This is a genomic window from Halovibrio sp. HP20-59 (assembly GCF_033052795.2).
Lineage (GTDB): Bacteria > Pseudomonadota > Gammaproteobacteria > Pseudomonadales > Halomonadaceae > Vreelandella.
Genome location: NZ_JAWJUW020000175.1, coordinates 1 through 239, shown reverse-complemented (window position 1 = coordinate 239; position 239 = coordinate 1). Strand labels below are relative to the sequence as shown.

1 pseudogene is annotated in these 239 nt (G+C 64.9%); it reads left to right on the top strand.

Going from position 1 to position 239, the window contains the following annotated elements:
* Positions 1-239: pseudogene (locus RZA33_RS19770) on the top strand (ATP-binding cassette domain-containing protein); the annotation flags it as partial.

Sequence of the window (239 nt, the reverse complement as noted above, 5' to 3'; positions counted from 1 at the left end):
CGGGAGCGTGAGTCCGAGAAGGAGCTGCGGACACGGGCCGCAGAAATCCTGGCACTGGTCGGTATTGAACGCCGCTCGCGCGAAATGGCAGGCTCACTCGCCTATGGCGATCAGCGCCTTCTGGGTGTTGCGCTGGCGCTGGCTGCGGACCCTTCGATGCTGCTGCTCGAAGAGCCGGTCTCGGGCATGAACGCGACGGAGACGGCGCGGTTTATGCAACTCCTGGATACGTTGCGCGG